Annotated in this window: 15 protein-coding genes; 14 read left to right on the top strand and 1 reads right to left on the bottom strand. The window is 51.2% G+C overall.

All coding sequences use genetic code 11. From position 1 onward, the window contains the following. Positions 1-45: 45 nt before the first annotated feature. From H8S80_RS17875 to rbsK, 6 genes are read left to right on the top strand one after another with little or no spacing between them, the layout of a single operon-like run. The gene (locus H8S80_RS17875; RefSeq protein ID WP_117632717.1) at positions 46-1,440 is read left to right on the top strand and encodes an ABC transporter substrate-binding protein; all 1,395 of its coding nucleotides are present in this window, start codon (positions 46-48) and stop codon (positions 1,438-1,440) included. 24 nt (positions 1,441-1,464) lie between these two features. Beyond that, the gene (locus tag H8S80_RS17870; protein WP_117632716.1) at positions 1,465-2,529 is read left to right on the top strand and encodes an ABC transporter ATP-binding protein; all 1,065 of its coding nucleotides are present in this window, start codon (positions 1,465-1,467) and stop codon (positions 2,527-2,529) included. Beyond that, positions 2,498-3,427, top strand: a complete 930-nt coding sequence (locus H8S80_RS17865; RefSeq protein WP_025530680.1) for a carbohydrate ABC transporter permease — start codon at positions 2,498-2,500, stop codon at positions 3,425-3,427. Before H8S80_RS17870 ends, H8S80_RS17865 begins: the two co-directional genes overlap by 32 nt. 14 nt (positions 3,428-3,441) lie before the next feature. Next, positions 3,442-4,269, top strand: a complete 828-nt coding sequence (locus tag H8S80_RS17860; RefSeq protein ID WP_002605559.1) for a carbohydrate ABC transporter permease — start codon at positions 3,442-3,444, stop codon at positions 4,267-4,269. 14 nt (positions 4,270-4,283) lie between these two features. After that, the gene (gene deoC / locus H8S80_RS17855; protein ID WP_243007945.1) at positions 4,284-4,925 is read left to right on the top strand and encodes a deoxyribose-phosphate aldolase; all 642 of its coding nucleotides are present in this window, start codon (positions 4,284-4,286) and stop codon (positions 4,923-4,925) included. Positions 4,926-4,952: 27 nt separating this feature from the next. Then, positions 4,953-5,879: a ribokinase gene (gene rbsK, locus H8S80_RS17850; RefSeq protein ID WP_117632714.1), complete on the top strand. Its 927-nt coding sequence runs from the start codon at positions 4,953-4,955 to the stop codon at positions 5,877-5,879. Between the two features lie 64 nt (positions 5,880-5,943). On the opposite strand, the gene dapA is transcribed toward rbsK, so the two are convergent. Then, complete coding sequence (dapA, locus tag H8S80_RS17845) at positions 5,944-6,822, bottom strand: 4-hydroxy-tetrahydrodipicolinate synthase (RefSeq protein ID WP_117632713.1); 879 nt, start codon at positions 6,820-6,822, stop codon at positions 5,944-5,946. A gap of 115 nt (positions 6,823-6,937) precedes the next feature. Between dapA and dpsA the strand changes: the two genes are divergently transcribed. From dpsA to H8S80_RS17805, 8 genes are all read left to right on the top strand, one after another. Then, a complete protein-coding gene (gene dpsA / locus H8S80_RS17840) occupies positions 6,938-7,768 on the top strand; it encodes a dipicolinate synthase subunit DpsA (protein WP_025530682.1) in 831 nt (276 codons plus the stop codon). Between the two features lie 13 nt (positions 7,769-7,781). Continuing rightward, entirely contained in the window at positions 7,782-8,360 is a 579-nt protein-coding gene (locus tag H8S80_RS17835) for a dipicolinate synthase subunit B (protein ID WP_002605564.1), read from the top strand. A 143-nt stretch (positions 8,361-8,503) separates the two neighbouring features. Further along, positions 8,504-9,211 carry a LytR/AlgR family response regulator transcription factor gene (locus H8S80_RS17830; protein WP_002605565.1) on the top strand — a complete coding sequence of 236 codons (708 nt, stop codon included), beginning with the start codon at positions 8,504-8,506 and terminating at the stop codon, positions 9,209-9,211. Further along, a complete protein-coding gene (locus H8S80_RS17825; protein ID WP_025530683.1) occupies positions 9,208-10,536 on the top strand; it encodes an ATP-binding protein in 1,329 nt (442 codons plus the stop codon). Before H8S80_RS17830 ends, H8S80_RS17825 begins: the two co-directional genes overlap by 4 nt. Positions 10,537-10,674: 138 nt before the next feature. Continuing rightward, on the top strand, positions 10,675-12,636 hold the full coding sequence (locus H8S80_RS17820; protein WP_117632712.1) for a glycoside hydrolase family 2 protein: 1,962 nt from the start codon (positions 10,675-10,677) through the stop codon (positions 12,634-12,636). Positions 12,637-12,667: 31 nt separating this feature from the next. Next, positions 12,668-15,928, top strand: a complete 3,261-nt coding sequence (locus H8S80_RS17815) for a glycoside hydrolase family 3 C-terminal domain-containing protein (protein WP_117632711.1) — start codon at positions 12,668-12,670, stop codon at positions 15,926-15,928. A 1-nt stretch (position 15,929) separates the two neighbouring features. Continuing rightward, positions 15,930-16,367 (top strand): hypothetical protein, encoded by a 438-nt coding sequence (locus tag H8S80_RS17810; protein ID WP_002605569.1) that lies wholly within the window; start codon positions 15,930-15,932, stop codon positions 16,365-16,367. Positions 16,368-16,387: 20 nt separating this feature from the next. Beyond that, a complete protein-coding gene (locus H8S80_RS17805) occupies positions 16,388-17,941 on the top strand; it encodes an MFS transporter (protein WP_002605570.1) in 1,554 nt (517 codons plus the stop codon). Positions 17,942-18,022 lie beyond the last annotated feature (81 nt).

Genomic DNA, 18,022 nt, shown 5'->3' with positions numbered 1-18,022 from the left:
GGGGAACCGGTAAAAACAAAAGGAGAAGAACAGGGAGGTTACAGAATGAGTAAACTAAGACGCATTGCAGCATTGGGGCTTACGGCGGTACTGCTCGGGGGTTGTGTACCACAGAAGGTGGCTGCGCCGGAGAAGGCAGAGGAGACAAAGGCAGAAGAGGCAAAGACAGAAGAAAGCCAGGCAAAGAACGAGGCAAAAAACGAGGGGACGAATGAGACGGCGGCGGAAGCAGAGACGGCCGCAGCCATCGCGACGGAGATTACGGGTCCGGTGGAGATAACCATATGGCATCAGTATTCTGATCAGTATGAGGTGTGGTTTCAGAAGGTAGCGGACGAATTCCACGCGAAAAATCCTGATATTACGGTTAAGCTTCAATATCAGCCCGCAGACCAGTACGAAGCAAAGGTTATGGCGGCGGCAAAAGCCGACGATCTGCCCAGCATGGTTCACTCTGCGGCAGCCAATATGACCAGCTATATTAATGAGGGCGCGCTGGTGAATATGGACGATTACATTTATGATTCGACGGTGGGGTATGAGAACTTTGATGAAGATATCAACTCAGGGCTGAATCAGATGTATGTGCCGTGGGGGAATAAGCGCTACGCCATGCCTCTGTTCCTGGGCGGCAATGTCTTTTTCTATAATAAGACCATGTTTGAAGAACTTGGCATAGAACCGCCGAAGACCTGGTCCGAGGTGGAGGCCGTGGCCACGGCTGTCAGCGACAAGATAGGAAAGCCTGGCTTCGGATTCCAGATTATGGTGGACGGTTACATGGAGGTTCTGACTCAGGCCGGCGGAGAAGTGATTGATCTGGAGAATAAAACCATTGGTTTCGATTCTGAGACTGCCAGAGAGAAGATTACCTGGTACAAAGATCTGATCGATAAGAAGGTTGCCCGTCTGGTGGGAGACGACAAACACTTTACCAATCCTTTTGCCAACGGCGATGTCGGATGCTACGTTGCATTATCCGGGAACTACGGATATCTTGCCACTGCGGTCGGAGACAAGTTTGAACTGGGAGCGGCGCCGCTTCCTCAGGAGGGACCCAAGAAGTTTGTCAGCCTTTCCGAGCCGGTATTTGCCATTGCGAAGACCAATCCGGAAGAGGAACTGGCCAGCTGGATGTTCTTAAAATACTTACTGAGCCCGGAAGTCAATGCGGAGTGCGGAACGGTATTTGGCGCCCTTCCGGCATCTACTGCGGCCATGAACGAGAGCGTATACCAGGATTTCTTAAAAGTAAATCCGGTGGCGGCTGCGGTCTACGAGCAGAGAGATTCCTACGGATATATGCCGACCATAGCGGGATGGTATGAGCTTCGCACGAGTCTGGATAAGGCGCTGGAAGAGATTATGCTGGATATAAGCGACATGGATACGGCACTTGCAGAGGCCAGGAAGTCGGCAGAAGCAGCAATCCGCAAATAGTCCAATCAGGTGAAAAGGTGAGCCATGGAGATTAAATTACAGAATATCAGAAAGAGATTTGGGGAAACGGTAGCCCTTGATGATTTATCTTTGGAATTTTGCGATGGGAAACTGACCACGCTTTTGGGGCCAAGCGGATGCGGAAAGAGTACCCTGCTTAATTTAATATCGGGAATTCTGCCGCCTACTTCGGGATCGATTTATTTCGGAGACAGGGATGTGACATCTCTGTCTCCGGATAAGAGAAATATCGGCCTGGTATTTCAGAATTATGCGCTGTATCCCCACATGACGGTGGGGGAGAATATCGCATTTTCGCTGGAGATCAAAAAGGTTTCAAAAAAAGAACGGATGGAGCGGGCAGCGGAGTTTGCCAAACTGCTTCGGATTGAAGATTACTTTACCCGAAAGCCATCCCAGCTTTCGGGAGGACAGCAGCAGCGTGTGGCTATAGCAAGAGCCCTGGCAAAGGAACCGGAGATTCTGCTTCTCGATGAGCCGTTGTCCAATTTAGACGCCAGGCTCCGCCTGGAAATGCGGGAGGAAATCCGGCGGCTTCAACTGGAGACGGGGATCACCACCATTTTCGTGACCCACGACCAGGAGGAAGCACTCAGCATATCAGATCATATTCTGCTCCTGAAAAAGGGGCGGATCCAGCAGTACGGGCTGCCTCAGGAGCTGTACGATGAACCGTGCAATCCGTTTGTGGCGGACTTCCTGGGCAATCCGCCGATTAATCTATACGAGGGCATAGTCGATGGGAACCGTGTAATATTGCAGGGGGACAATACGGGATTTCTCATTGCCGGGATGAAAGGCATCGAAAGAGGAAGAAGGGTGAAGCTGGGAATCCGGAGCGAGGCGTTTGAGGCAGCGGCGGAGGGAGTCTATGAGACGCCTGCAACCGTAAGAAACGTATTTTTAAATGGCAAGGAAACCCTGTATCTTCTGGAAATTGGGGGAAAAGAATTCAGAAGTACGCTGGAAAGCGGACAGACCTATGAAATTGGAGGGAAGATATCGGTTCGTTTGAAAAAGAAGGGGGTTCACATCTATGATTCTGAGACAGAGGAAAAGATCGGTTAAGGTAAAAAGTGATGAAAAAGTCACGGTAAGGACATTTACGGAACCCTTCATCTATCTGCTCCCATTTATTCTTGTAGTGAGTGTGTTCATGGTCTTTCCGATTATCACGGTCTTTCTGAATGCATTTCTGGAGAACTATGATTATCTGGCCAACACCTACACCGGCATGGGAATGGGGAATTTCGCAGCGCTTTTCTCGGATAAGGAGTTTTTGCTGTCACTGAAAAATACATTCCTTTACGTGGCATTTGTCGTACCGCTTTCCACAGTCATTGCACTGACGGTAGCCATTCTCTTAAACCAGAAGCTGAAGGGAAGCTCGTTCTTCCAGTTCGTATATTTTCTGCCGATGGTCACGGCGACCATTGCCGTTGGAATCGTATGGAAATGGATGTATCACTACGATTACGGCATTATCAATTACGTGCTTGGAGTGATCGGGATCGAGCCGGTCAAATGGATGGAGAATCCCAGAATGGCGCTGGCGGCCCTGATTATCTATGGAATCTGGACGAAGCTGCCATTTACTATTATCCTGTTCCTGTCCGGTCTCCAGACCATCGGTGAACAGTATTATACGGCGGCAAAAGTGGATGGGGCGAAACCGGCAAAGATTCTGTTCCGCATAACGCTTCCGCTCTTATCGCCCACGATCGCGCTGGTTCTGATTATCAATATTATCAATACCTCGAAGGTGTTTAATGAAGTATTTGCGCTGTTCAATGGAAAACCGGGGCCGGGATACTCCCTTTATACCGTGGTGTTCTACATATATGAGAACTTTTATCATAAGATGAACGTTTCCATTGCCTGCGCGGCCGCACTGGTATTGTTTTTGATCGTGTTTATCATGACCATGCTGCAGATGACGATTCAGAAAAAATGGGTCAGCAGGTAAAAAGGAGAATTGAGATGAAAAATAGACATCTGGCTGTAAAGATCATTTCCTACGTAATCCTGTCGGCCGGCGCGGTGATGATGGTTCTGCCGTTTTACTGGATGATCATTACTGCGTTTAAAACGCCGGAGCAGGTGACGCAGATGCCTCCGATCTGGTGGCCGCCGTCATTTTTGCTGGATAATTTCAAGTATGTGCTGAGTTCCGGGGAGTTCGCAAGGTATATTATAAACTCGCTGTTCGTCACGGTCTCATCGGTGATCCTGACGACCACGGTCAGCATACTGACTGCCTTTGCATTTTCGAGGCTTAAGTTTCCCGGGAGAGACATTATTTTTTCCCTGTTCCTGGGATTTATGATGGTTCCGTTTGAGCTTCTTGCCATTACCAATTACGTTACCATCGTGAAGCTTCATCAGATTGATACGTATAAGGCGCTGATCGTACCGTATACAGCCAACATACTCTATATCTTTATATTAAGAAACTTCTTTCTGGAGATTCCCGGCTCGCTTTACAACGCGGCGCGGGTGGATGGGGCATCCAACTGGAAATTTCTCTGGAGAATCATGGTTCCAATCGCCAAGCCGGCGATCATCACTATCATTCTTCTCAACAGCATTGACAGCTGGAACTCATTCTTATGGCCCATGCTGGTGACGAATGAGTCAAGGATGAGGACCGTGACCGTGGGACTGACTTCATTTGTGCAGTCCGCAGGAATCCGCTATGAGAGGCTGATGGCGGCAGCGTTTATTGTAGTAATCCCCATGGTGGTACTGTTTTTCTTTGCGAGAAAATACATTGTCACCGCGGTGGCACAGGGGGGAATCAAAGGATAGAAATGGAGGACAACATGAATATTGCAGAAAAGATTGATCACACCATACTGCGCGCCGACGCGAGAGAAGAAGAGGTAAAAAGATACTGCCGGGAAGCGGTTCAATACCATTTCGCATCGGTATGCGTCAATACATGCCACGTTCCGCTGGTGGCTGAACTTCTGAAGGGAAGCGGCGTAAAGGTATGCTGTGTCGTGGGCTTTCCTCTGGGGGCCATGAGCACCCGCGCCAAGGCATACGAGGCACAGGCAGCCGTGGAAGACGGGGCGGAAGAGGTTGACATGGTCATCAATATTGGCGCCGTAAAAGATGGAAATTACGACCGCGTGGAGGAGGATATCCGTGCAGTCGTGGCAGCCAGCGGCGGCGCGGTGGTGAAAGTCATACTGGAAACCTGCCTGCTGACCAGAGAGGAGATCGTGGAAACCTGCCGCCGTTCTGTGAAGGCAGGGGCTGGATTTGTAAAAACATCAACCGGATTTTCGACTGGAGGCGCCACGGAAGAGGCGGTTCGTCTGATGAGAGAGACGGTGGGAGATTCAGCAAAGGTGAAGGCCAGCGGTGGCATCCGTACCTGTGAGCAGGCGAAGGCCATGATAGAAGCCGGAGCCGACAGAATCGGTGCAGGAAACGGAGTTATACTGCTGGAGGAGTGATTGGTTCGGGGAACCAGGAGGTTGTATATGGGAAGAAGAACACTGGTTTTTGGAAGCTTTGTCGTGGATCTCATGGCCCGTGCGCCGCATCTGCCTGTTCCGGGAGAAACGGTTAAGGGGAATGGTTTTAAAATGGGCCCTGGGGGGAAGGGCTTTAACCAGGCTGTGGCCGCCTTTAAAGCGGGCGCAAAAGTCACGCTGGCGACCAAGCTGGGTACGGATTCATTTTCCGATATTGCACTAAATACAATGGAAAAACTGGGCATGGAGACCGGGCGGGTCTTCCGGACCGACCGGGAGGACACGGGCTGTGCGCTGATTCTGGTGGGAGAAGACAGCAGTCAGAATGAGATTGTGGTGGTGCCAGGAGCGGGGCTTTCCATAACGGAGCAGGAAGTGGACTCCTTAAAAGAAGTGATCCAGGACTGTGAATATGTGCTGATGCAGCTGGAGACGAATCTGGATGCGGTGGAGCGGGTTGCGGAATACGCGGCAGAGAGCGGGACCAGAGTGATCTTAAACCCGGCTCCTGCGGCAGACCTGCCGGAGGGGCTGTGGAAACGGATCGATGTGATCACGCCCAACGAGGTGGAGGCAGAGTATTACACCGGGATTCCTGTCTGTTCGGATGCGGACGCAGCGAGGGCGGCGGACTGGTTTCATGAACGCGGAATTGGCGAGGTAATCATTACCATGGCAGACCGCGGGGCCTGCTTATCGTCAGCATCCGGTAAAAGGGAGTTTGTTCCGGCATTCTCAGTAGAGGCCGTGGACACTACCGGTGCGGGAGACGCATTTTGCGGGGGACTTCTGGCGGCCGTGTCGGAAGGGAAGGATTGGAAGGACGCGGTCGTGTTCGCCAGCGCGACGGCGGCACTCTCGGTGCAGAAGATCGGGACGGCGCCGTCCATGCCGGACAGGCGGGAGATAGAAGCATTTTTGGAAAACTACTAAAAGAAATAATTAAGGGGGTCCTGGCCGTACGATTACGGCTTTCAGGACCCCCTTTCGCGTTTCTCTAAATCAGGGAATGCCTCTTCATGGTTTCCGTCAGCTTTGCCTTGTCAGCGGCACTCATTCTGATGAGAGGCAGCCTGTAATTTTCCCCACACATTCCCATCAGGCTTAAGGCCGCCTTAACAGGCACCGGATTGACGTCCAGGAAAAGGGCATTCATCAAATCCAGCAGGTCTAACTGCAGTCCTAAGCTCTCCTTTTCCTGCCCATTCAAGAAAAGCCTGCACATTTCGTGGGTTTCCCGCGGCATGATATTGGCCAGGACAGAGATCACGCCTTTGCCTCCCAGAGAAAGAACGGGAACCGTCTGATCGTCATTTCCCGAATAAATATCCAGGTCTTCCCCGCACAGAGAGGCGATCCGGGCGACGTGGGAGATATTGCCTCCCGCCTCCTTGACAGCCTGGATATTCGGATGCTGTGAAAGCACTTTGCAGGTCTCCGGTTCCATGGTCATGCCGGTACGGCTGGGCACATGATAGAGGATGACCGGAATTGAAACGCTGTCCGCCACGGCTGTAAAATGGGCGATCAGTCCCTTTTGCGAAGTCTTGTTGTAGTAAGGCGTCACCTCTAAAAGCCCATCCGCGCCAAGCTCCTGAGCCTTTTTCGATAATTCCACTGCATGAGCGGTATTGTTGCTTCCTGCGCCTGCAATTACAGGCACCCTTCCATGAACCCGCTTCACGGTAAATTCAATAAGCTTATATTTCTCTTCATCCTGAAGCGTGGAGGATTCGCCGGTAGTCCCGTTTACTACAATGGCGTCAGTTCCATTCTCCAGTTGAAATTCCAATAATTTTCCCATTGCTTCAAAATCGATAGCGCCATTTTCGGCCATTGGTGTCACAACTGCTGCTGCAGATCCTTCAAAAATCATCTTACCTTCCCTTTGATTCAATGCCTTGATGTAAAATATGACAAACTCTCCCGGTCTGTTCCTTGCACAAACCAGTTTTTTTCCTCATATAAAATCACTATGGAGAGTGAAGTTCATGAATAATTATTTGATTCTGGGCGGCGATTTAAGACAGATTTATCTGGGCCGCATGTTAAAGCAACAGGGGTTACCCACCGTTACATCCGCCGACTTAGGCAGGCTTAACCTTTCTCTGGAAGAAGCCATAAAAGCCAGCAGCGTCCTTCTGTGTCCCGTACCCTTTACAAAGGATGGCAAGACCATCTTTTCCACGGACCAGAAAGATTCCTTAAAGATCACGGACCTTTTAAGACACTTAACGCCTGACAATACTCTGTTCGGCGGAAATATACCTGACTTTGTAAAAGACCACGCCAAAGAGCATAAAATCCCATACTTTGACTTTCTGGAGATAGAGGAAATCACCTTAGAAAATACCATAGCCACAGCGGAAGGGGCGATTGCGGAAGCGATCCGTTTGAGCCCGGACTGCCTTCACCAAAGCCGGTGTCTCGTCACAGGCTTCGGCCGCTGCGGAAAAACGCTTGCCTGTAAATTACAGGGATTGTCCGCGGATGTCACAGTGGCCGACAGAGATCCGGTCCAGCTGGCCTTTGGGACTGCGCTTGGGCTTAAGACAAAGCCTCTGTCCGAAATCTCACAGGATATAGGCGAGTATCACTTTATATTCAATACCATACCCGCACCAGTCATCCGTGAAGCCGAAATCCGCCTTATGAGGCCTGATGTCACCATCATTGACATTGCCTCTGCCCCTGGCGGCGTGGATTTTACCGCATGTAAGAGCCGGGAAATAAACGCCAGACTATGTCCCGGGCTCCCCGGCGCCTATGCGCCGAAGGCAGCGGCTGAAATTCTGTTAAAGGCTGTCATGAAAAGCTTATAGTAAAGGAGTTTATATGAAATTAGAAGGAAAAAAAATCGGCCTGGCAATCACCGGGTCTTTCTGTACCTTTAGTAAGATGGAAGAGGCAGTCACCGCTCTGATGGCGGAAGGCGCCTCCATCTATCCCATTATCTCCACAAATGTGCAGACTACCGATTCCCGTTTTGGAGATACCACGGAGTTTATCAGCCACATTTCCGACCTGACCGGCAATCCCCCCATTCTGAAGCTGGAGGATGCCGAACCGATTGGTCCGCAGGGCTACCTGGATATTCTTCTCATTGCACCGTGTACGGGGAACACCCTGGCAAAGCTGGCCAACGGCATAACCGACACCCCTGTCCTCATGGCTGCAAAAGCCCATTTGAGAAACTCCAAGCCCCTGGTTATCTCGATTTCCACCAACGACGCTTTGGGAATTAATTTTAAAAATATCGGCCAGCTTTTTAATATTAAAAACATTTATTTCGTGCCATTCGGCCAGGATAACGCGATTAAAAAGCCCAATTCCATGATTGCCAGGACGGATCAGATTGTCAGAACCCTGGAAGAAGCGCTGGAAGGAAAGCAGATCCAGCCGGTCATTTTATAAAAGGATTTTCCGGAGGCAGCGGAGGTCCTGGACGTTGGAATGTCCAGGGCCTTTCCGCCATTTTTTCTATGCAAAATAAATCGGACATGTTATAATGAACGGATGAAAACAGAGGCGGGTTATGTGTCAGGAGGTAACGGGGTATGCTGAAAATTGCTGTAGTGGACGATGAAAAAGTGTATATTGACCAGATTCAGGAATACATCAGGCAGTATAGTGCAGAGAAGAAACGGGAGATTCAGACAGAGACCTTCTGCGACGGAAGTGCGCTGCTGGAGAATTACAGCCCGCGGTTTGACATAATCCTGCTGGATATCGAGATGGGGAAGCTGAACGGGATGGAGACGGCACGGGAGATACGGAAAAAGGATCAGGACGTGGTGCTTGTCTTTATTACCAATATGGCCCAGTATGCGATTAACGGTTACGATGTGGGAGCGCTGGATTACGTGCTGAAGCCGATTAACTATTACACCTTCTCCGTGCGTCTCGACCGCGCCGTCTCAAGGGTGAAAAAACGTCAGCCGGAGGAAATTCTCTTAAATCTTCCGGATGGGATCAAACGGCTCAAGGTGGACCGGATTCACTACGTGGAGGTGCAGAACCGTATGCTGCATTACCACACGGAGGACGGTATTTTCGTGGTGAGAGGAACGCTGCAGGGAGCGGAGGAGACGCTGAAGGAGAGCCATTTTGTGCGGTGCAACCACTGGTATCTGGTGAATCTGCAGTACGTTTCGGAGATACGCAAAAATATAGTCATCGTAGCAGGAGATGAACTGGAGATCAGCAGGAGGAATAAGACGGCGTTTCTTTCCGAGCTGACGGATTACATGGGGATGGGGACATGACAAAGATAAATATCACGATATGGACGTATGTGGAACTGGCTGTATCGCTCTGGGCGGCATGCGTGCTTTATATAATTCCGCTGAAACACCGCCCGAATTTCCGGATGAGACTGGGCCTGGCGACGGCGGGGACCTGCGCTGTGGCTGTGGCTGCAGTCTGGTGGAAGACGGCATTTCCAGCAGTGACCGTTCCGGCGGTGGTATCCATGTCGGGCGTTTTTCTGCTGAGCTGCCTGTTTATCTATATCTGCGCGGCCATGCCTCCAGGCGCGGCGGTGTACTGCGCGGCGTGGGCGATCATCAGCCAGCAGATTGCCCATGAGTCCGCATTCATTGTTCTGAGGAGTATGGGGATTGGAGGCCAGCTGTCGGCCATCGGCTACATGGTGGTGATTTACGCAGTGATCTATGGGATGGCCGGCATCACAATCGTCAGATATATGCCGGAAAACGGAGTCTATCAGGTGGGGCCTCGGCAGCTGTCCTCGGCGCTGTTTTTGCTGATTGTTTTTGAAATCCTGTTTGGCTTTTTGAGGTCAGGGGGCGGCATTCCATATCCTGATGTGCGGGTATGGAACATCCTGCTGATCCAGTGCTACTGCGTCCTGATTCTCTACCTTCAGAACACGCTGTTCAAGAAAAGCGCCATGAAACAGGAGCTGGACATCTTAAATCAGCTGTGGCATCAGCAGAAGGAGCAGTATGAGCTGTCCCAGGAGACCATAACCCTGATTAACCGCAAATGCCATGACTTGAAGCATCAGATTGCCGCCATGCGCGCCATCACCAGTCCGGAGGAACGGGACAAATATCTGCGCGAGGTGGAAGATTCCGTGCAGATCTATGACTCCATCGTGAAGACCGGCAATGAAGTGCTGGATACGGTTCTGACGGAGAAGAGCCTGTTCTGTACGGCCAGCAGCATCAAGATCAACTGCATTGCGGATGGCCGCCAGATGGATATCTTTGATCCGGTAGACCTATACACCGTGTTTGGCAATGCCATTGACAATGCGATTGAGAGCGTAAAGCAGCTGGAGAATCAGGAGATGCGGATGATAGACGTGCTGGTGTACGTCCGCAAACAGTTTTTGATCATTAATATCATGAATCCGCTCGGCAGGCGGCTGGAGTTTGACGGCGATCTGCCCGTCAGCACAAAGGCCCGGAACGGGTATCACGGATTCGGCTTGAAGAGTATCCGCTATACGGTAGAAAAATATAATGGTTTCATGAAAATTGATACGGAGGAAAATATCTTTTCGTTGAAGATATTGATTCCGATCGCAGGCAAAAAAGCCGCGGACAGGACTGAGAGGAGGTAGTATATTTCCTCTCAGCCCTGATTTTTTTTGCTGAAAACCACTTGGGTTCTAAAATCGACCACTTATACAAAAATGCTTACACTCCGAAAAAAAACTTGTTATAGTATGGAGGATTAGCACAAAGAAAAGAGAAATGGCATGAGAAAAACAAAGAATTTGAATGACAGGTGGCAGTTTACCGGTCCGGATGGAAGGACCGTGTCAGTGAATCTGCCGCATACCTGGAACAGCGTGGATGGGCAGGATGGCGGTAATAATTACTGGCGCGGTTCATGCAGGTATGAACGGGAACTGGACATGCCGGAGTTTCAGAAAGGTGAGGAACGGGTCTATCTGGAATTCCGGGGAGTGAACGCCAGTGCGAGGGTATGCTTCAACGATACCCTGGTGTGCACCCATGACGGCGGCTATTCCACATTCCGTGTGGATGTGACAGATCTGCTGCGGGAGACAAACCGGCTGGCTGTGGAAGCGGACAATGGCGTCAACGACCGTGTGTACCCGCAGAAAGCGGATTTCACATTCTACGGGGGCATATACCGTGACGTGAATCTGGTGGTGGTGAACCGGAGACATTTTGCTCTGGCTGACCGCGGCGGGAACGGAATCCGTATTACGCCGCAGGTGAAAGAACTGGACGGATATGTCAGAGTCCAGACCTTTACCGAGATGGATGCAGGGGGAAATAAATCCGATGCAGCGCTGCCGGACGATGATTGTGAGATCCGCATCGTTCTTCTGGATTCAGATGGCGCGGTAGCTGCCTGCGGAACCGGAGCGGACTGCACACTGGTCATCCCTTCCGTGCACTTATGGGATGGCTTGAAGGACCCGTATCTCTATACGGCGGTCGCGCGCCTGGAGTACCACGGGAAAACCGTGGATGAGATCCGCTGCCGGTTTGGCGTCCGCACCTTCCATGTGGACCCGGAAAAAGGATTTTTCTTAAATGGCCGCAGCTATCCCCTGCGCGGCGTATCCCGCCATCAGGACTGGAAGGGACTGGGCAATGCCATCACGAAGGAGCACCATCAAAAGGACATGGAGCTCATCCGTGAGATTGGGGCCAATACGGTCCGCCTCGCCCATTATCAGCACGATCAGTATTTCTACGATCTGTGCGACGAGTCCGGCCTGGTGGTCTGGGCGGAAATCCCTTATATTTCCGAACATATGGCCAATGGAAGAGCGAACACCATAAGCCAGATGAAGGAACTGATTGTCCAGAATTACAACCATCCCTGTATCGTCTGCTGGGGAGTCTCCAACGAGATTACCATCTCCACCAAGAATAAAAAGGATATGCTGGATAATCACCGGGAGCTTAACGAGCTCTGTCATGAGATGGACCCGACCAGGCTGACAACGCTGGCCTGCTACGCCATGTGCGGGCCGTTTAACCGGTCTGCGCATATCACCGACCTGGTATCGTGGAATCTGTATCTGGGATGGTACGTCCCGGGGCTGTTCCTGAATGATTGGTGGATGCGGTTTTTCCATTTCCGGTATCCGAAGCGCTGTCTGGGGTATTCGGAATACGGATGTGAGGCCATGCCGAACCTGCATTCCGGAAAGCCGCGCAGAGGGGATCACTCGGAGGAGTATCAGACCATTTACCACGAGTACATGTTAAAATGCTTTGAACGCAACCCCTATCTGTGGGCGACTCATGTGTGGAACATGTTTGATTTCGCGGCGGATGCCAGAGATCAGGGTGGAGAGGCCGGTATGAACCACAAGGGGCTGGTCACATTTGACCGGAAAATCAAAAAGGACAGCTTCTATCTCTATAAGGCTTACTGGAGTGACGAGCCGTTTGTGCACATTGCGGGACGCCGCAGGGCGGACCGGGAGGAATCTGTTACTACTGTGAAGGTTTACACCAATCAGCCAAAGGCCGCGCTGTACGCGGATGGAAAGCTGATGGAGGAACAGACAGGAGACCGTGTTTTCAACTTCCGTGTGCCCTTAAACGGCACGGTAACGCTGGAGGTGAGAGCTGGTGAATGCAGGGATACCGCTGTCTTTCATAAAGTCGCGGTTCCAAACCCGGCATATAAGCTGGTCAGGAAAAAGTCCTCCAGCGCCAATTGGGTGTAAGAAAATATGCAGTTGAAAGGAAGGAAAAGTTATGTTTATGAAAAAAAGAGCGCTTTGGCGCGGCTTGACAACTCTGTTTACATTTATTTTTTCACTGACAATTATTATTGGGGTTGTGGCTGAAAGCTACAAGGCGACGATCGATACCGCTCTCGGTACTTTGAGTGAGAAATTCGTCTCCGAAAATACAGAGGATGACCCTTTATATGATAAGTTTCAGCCGTCGGCGGAGGTTCTCAATGAAGACGGAACCGGCAATTCCCACGCGCTGATTCAGAAAGCCATTGATTTGAACCGCCAGCAGGCTGCGGAGGGCGCCGTACTGCTTAAGAACAACAACGCAGATGGACAGGGACTTCCGCTGGCCGGCAATTCCCAGGTGACGTTATTCGGAATCCGTTCTCACGTATCGCTGCTGGGTTCCAGCTTCGGCGTCAAGGCACAGGGTCCTTATATCAGTCTGGAGCAGGCGCTTACTCAGAATAAGACTGATTTTAAGAATACCATAGCCTACACGCTGAACAATAACTTTGCCACCGGCGAGGTTACGAGAGGCGCAACGCTAGACTCCTGGAGCGGAGATGAATTTGAGTTCGAGGGCGCAGGCTTTACCGTTAATCCGGTAATGACAGCGGTATATGATAAACTGAATGAAACGTATCTTCACTCAGAAAATGAGACTCCTTCCGCGGAGTATGACCCGGGCGAGCCGTCCGCAGCGGAGATCAAGGCAGTCAATTCCGATTATGCGGCCAGCTTTGCCGAATACGGCGACGCGGCAATTGTAGTCATCAGCCGTCCAAGCGCGGAGTCCAAGGACTATCTGCCGGGCGGAGTGGTTGACGGTCTGGGAGCGGAGGAACCGCTGCAGCTGACAGCCAATGAACGCGATACCATCGAGATGGCGAAGAAATGCAGCGACAATGTAATCGTGCTGCTCAACTCCGCCAATGCCGTTGAAATCGGTGACTTAAAGAATGACCCTGAAATAGATTCAATTCTCTGGATTGGATTCCCAGGCTGCTACGGTATGCTGGGTGTGTCAGATATCCTTTGCGGACGCACCAGCCCTTCCGGCGCACTTCCTGATATCTACGCAACCTATAATATGTCGGCTCCCGCCATGCAGAACATGGGTAATTTCCAGTATGAAAACGGGGCGGATATGCTCACCCGCGGCGCTGGGCAGACCGGCGGCACTACAGGCAACTACCTGATCGAAGCCGAAGGCATCTATGTTGGCTACCGCTACTATGAGACCAGATATTACGATTCGGTATTTGGAAACGGCAACGCCGGTTCTCCGGTCGGCGCTTATGCGTCTTCCACGGAGTGGGACTATGACAAAGAGGTAGCCTATGGCTTCGGATATGGTCTTTCTTATACCGATTTTACCCAGGAATTCGAGGGAGAACCGGAGTTTAACGTCTCCACAGATCCGGAAACAGGCGTCTGCGATGCAACCGCCGTATTTCATGTAAAGGTAACAAATACCGGTGACATGGCCGGAAAATCCATTGTCCAGATTTACGGACAGGCTCCTTATACAGAGGGAGGCGTTGAGAAGTCTGCGGTTCAGCTGCTTAATTTCGGCAAGACCGATACCCTGAAGCCAGGCGAATCACAGGTGGTCTCCGTAGAGGTTGATTTACAGTATATTGCCAGCTACGACAACACGTATGATAACGGTGACGGCACCGTTGGTACTTATATCCTGGATCCGGGAACGTATTACTTTGCCATGGGTAACGGCGCACATGATGCCCTGAATCATATGATGGCCCGCCAGGGAGCGGATCCGGAAAGTCTGTCAGGCGAGAGCAACAGCGCTATGGCTTACGAACATAAGATTACAGAAGATTTTATTTCCAGCACCGCTTTCTCTGTTTCGAAAACCGGAGAGAAGATTTCAAACCAGCTGGATTACGCTGACTGGAACTATTTCCAGCCGGGAGAGGTTACTTATTTAAGCCGTACCGACTGGGCCGGCACATATCCGAAGAGCTACACGGATATGACTCTGGTCAATGAGGAACTGATCAACCTGCTTAACGGTAACTATTATACCATTCAGACGGACGACGACACCTCCGGAATCACCTGGGGGAAGGACAGCAATCTGATGTTCTATGAGATGTACGGCACTGATTTTGACGATGTGAAATGGCAGGATCTGCTTGATAAGATGACGCTCGAGGAAGCACAGTATCTCGCTACGTTCGGCGGTCCAAGTATCCCTGGAGTCAGCTCCATCGGTACGGTGGAGACGTATATGACCGAGAACGCAGGAAATGGTGTGGCTGTAAACTTAAACGCTTCAAAGGATACGGGGGCTCCCTGGAGCATCTCTGCCAGCGATCCCAACGGAAACTGGCATCCGGAGGTATTTGCCAACGCACCGCTCGTAGCGGCTTCCTTTAACCAGGATTTATATAAAGAAGTTGGCTCCTTTATCGGAGAGGAAGCGCTGTTCACAGGAATCCCGATTCTGTGGGGACCTGGTTTAAATACTCACCGTCATGCTTATAACGGCCGTAACGGCGAATACTATTCGGAAGACCCGGTTCTGTCCGGTTCCGCAGCTATGGAATTTGCCATCGGCGCACTGGATTACGGCCTGATTGCAGCACCCAAGCATTTTGCATTTAACGATCAGGAAACAAACCGAAGCGGCGTGGCGCCTTACATGCTGGAGCAGAGGGCCCGTGAGGTCGAGCTGCGTGCTTATCAGATCGCTTTCGAGGCGACCAAGTACGACACGGAGGAAGTGGACGCCGGTATGCGCGGCCTGATGATTTCCTTCAGCAAGATCGGACCGGTGGAATGCACCGCCAGCTACGAACTGATGACAGAAATTCTGAAAGAGGAGTGGGGCTTTAAGGGATATGCCGTCACCGATATTTATGACGACACTGATATTTACGGAGCGGTACTGGCTTCCGGAACGACCTGCTTTGATACCCGCGGTATCTCAGGCTTCTATGGAGCTACGACGCTGGAAAACTGTTCCACCTTTGCCACTCAGGTTGACGGCAGCAAGGTCAGCGCCCAGCTGCTTTCCGGCGATGCGAGGCTGCAGAATGCCGTGAAGGATTCCTGCCACAATATCTTATATGCGTTCAGCCAGAGCAGTCTGATGAACCGTTATAACAGCACGACACATATCGAGCAGACCATGACATGGTGGCGTATGGCCTATATGGCGGCTATCGCAGCATTTGGAATTCTGCTGCTGGCCAGTGGAGCTCTGTATGTCGTGTCCTCCAAACGCAAAGAAAGAGAGGTATCATAAAATGACAGCTTTTATTAAAAAACAGGGTCCGGCTTTCTATTTCAATATCCTGTCCGCAGCAGCAGGCATCGTGGCGTTCGTCGCCATGGTGGTCAGCAGTACCATGAACGAAGCTTATGCGCTCAATTCCTTCCCGCTGTTTGTACTGGGGGCAATTGCCGGGATACTTCTGATTGTGATTGCTGTTTACGCCGCTAACCGGTGGGGAAATTACGATTATGTCGGGACACTGTCCGGTGTGGCTGCCGTTGCTCTTTTTTCAGCCGTCATCGGCGGGATCATCATGAACCGCGTCCTGCTGATATCCGGATTATTTTCCTGGAACTCCGGCAATACGCCCGGCTGGAACGTATTCTATGCCAGTGTGGTTTCCATTGCCTGCTTTGTGATCTCCATCGTGCTGCTGATTATCGGTTCATTCTTAAAGAGTGTTAAATAAGAAAGCAGGAGGTACCATTTATGAGCAACGAATCAACAACGGCGGCCGGCATGAACCGGGCAAAGCCTTACCAGCTCGTCCTGTTTCCGTTTAATAACGGTGCAACCAATGTTTACTATATTCTGACCATCACCTACATTGCCTATTACGGCAATGGGGTGCTGGGACTGGCGCTGATGTTCGCCACGACCATGGTAACGGTCATGCGTCTGTTTGACGCGGTGACGGACCCGATCATCGGCGCTCTGATCGATAAGACCAACGGACGCTTCGGCAAATTCAGGCCTTATATGGTGCTGGGAAATGTAATTATGGCGGTGAGTGCGTTTCTGCTGTATTTTGGTACCAGGCTCATCCCCGATACGATGATGTGGCTGCGCTATACGTCCTATGTGGTGATCTATGCGCTCTATGTAATCGGATATACGTTTCAGACCTCCTGCACCCGTTCCGGACAGACGGTGCTGACCAATGACCCGAAGCAGCGGCCCATGTTTACGATTTTCAACATGGTGGCCAGCATGCTGGGGATGGGAGCGATCCAGTTTCTGGCACCCATTTTCCGGGCGAAGTTCGGAGACTATACCACGGCCGCATTTTTCGACATGATGATTCCGATCTCGGTTATTATCTCTGCCTTATTGACGGTGCTTGCGGTAATCGGCATCTGGGAGAAAGACCAGCCGAAGTATTTTGGACTGGGAAGTGAGGAAAAGCAGAAGATCAGGATCTCTGAGTATGTGGCTATTATGAAAGAGAACAAACCGCTCCGGAGGCTGATGGTTGCGGGAGCCGGCTGCAAGCTGGCGCTGGCCATTGCCACCAATGGTACGGTGCTCTGTATGCTCTATGGTTCCATGATGGGCAATTATAACGGGCTGTATCTGCCGATGATGATTGCGGGCTACGTTTTCTCCGCGCCGTTCTTTGTACTGACGGTGCGTACCTCTCAGAAGCACGGGCAGAAGGCGTCCCTCACGCGTTACGTGGGGCTTGCGCTGGTGATGTATGTGGGAGTCTTTGCACTGCTCATGTTCTGGAAACCGGGCGTGGCGGGAGTGAATCTGTCTCTCAGCAGCTTAAATATTTATACGGTCCTGTTTGTCCTGCTGTTTGGAATCGGATATGGGGCCTACTATGCGACGGCGGATATGCCGATCCCCATGGTTGCAGACTGTTCGGACTATGAGACCTACCGCTCAGGCAACTATATCCCCGGCGTAATGGGAACACTGTTCTCCCTGGTGGATAAGCTGGTGTCGTCTTTAAGCTCTACGGTGGTGGGAATTGCTATCGCGGCCATTGGACTGTCTACGCTGCCCGGCGGTGATACGCCTTACATGGAAGGCATGAAGGGGATCGTCCTTGTGCTGTTCTGTGTGATTCCGATGATTGCCTGGGCGCTGACCCTGTGGGCCATGAAGGGCTACACACTGACCGGAGAGCGCATGAAGGAAATCCAGGCGGTCAACGCGGTCCGCAAGGATGCGATTGCCAAAGGAATGAGTACGGAAGAGGCGCTTGCCACCTGGAAGACCATGGATCAGGTGCCAGTGGAGTTTCGGCAGGAATGATGAAATAAAGGATATTAAAAAGAATAGGTAAAACAAATAAGTAAAACAAATAAGTAAAACAAAGAGGATGCCCGGAAGATA

Source organism: Hungatella sp. L36 (assembly GCF_014288035.1).
The sequence above is the reverse complement of the archived record's forward strand: the minus strand, read 5'-3'. Positions and strand labels throughout refer to the sequence as shown.